The following is a 318-nucleotide window of genomic DNA, read 5'->3' on the forward strand; positions in this document are numbered from 1 at the left end:
CCAGTACGTCGATGTGAGCATTTGTCCTTCGCCTGGTCAGTGGTTGGGTTGTCGCGCTCGTCTGCAACAGGGGGGCCGTCATAGCCGCACCCAACACCCCGATACTGCCACTGACATACGTCTGCAAGGATAGTTCGCGCCGGGATGATGGCGTTATCGCAGTCAATCGGCGTCGCCAGCGTGTAAGTGACCTGCTCGAACGTCTCTTCCGTCATCTCCTCAACAACGTAGCGGGAAACCGCTTCCTGCGTCGGATCTGCGTCAGGGTTGCCATTGGGGAAGTTCACCGCGTCCAGGTATTTCACCGGAACCTGACGA

At 58.5% G+C, this 318-nt stretch carries 1 protein-coding gene; it reads right to left on the bottom strand.

Going from position 1 to position 318, the window contains the following annotated elements; all coding sequences use genetic code 11:
* A partial coding sequence (locus RTW80_RS28285; protein ID WP_312721421.1) for a phage minor tail protein L occupies positions 1-318 on the bottom strand: 318 nt, incomplete at both ends.

Source organism: Escherichia sp. AM3 (genome assembly GCF_032029835.1).
GTDB classification, from domain to species: Bacteria; Pseudomonadota; Gammaproteobacteria; order Enterobacterales; family Enterobacteriaceae; genus Escherichia; species Escherichia coli.